Below are 205 nucleotides of genomic sequence, written 5' to 3'. Positions count from 1 at the left end.
TTAGCTTCCGGGTTCGGAATGGGACCGGGCGTTTCCCCCACGCTATGACCGCCGTAACCCTTCTACCCGGCACACACCCGCGGGGTGTGTGTGGGAAATCTGGTGTTACAACTGTGCTGTTGTTTCAACTGTGCTGTTGTTACAGCTGTGGTGTTGTTATTTTGTTGTGGTTTTTGTTCCCTGGGCAACTTACCGTGTGACGGGT

At 53.7% G+C, this 205-nt stretch carries 1 rRNA gene; it reads right to left on the bottom strand.

From position 1 onward, the window contains the following. Positions 1-56, bottom strand: a 5S ribosomal RNA gene (gene rrf, locus JYA52_RS00005); the annotation flags it as partial. Positions 57-205 lie beyond the last annotated feature (149 nt).

It is taken from the genome of Arthrobacter pascens (assembly GCF_017052465.1).
Taxonomy (GTDB): domain Bacteria; phylum Actinomycetota; class Actinomycetes; order Actinomycetales; family Micrococcaceae; genus Arthrobacter; species Arthrobacter pascens.
This window is presented reverse-complemented; position numbering and strand designations above follow the sequence as displayed.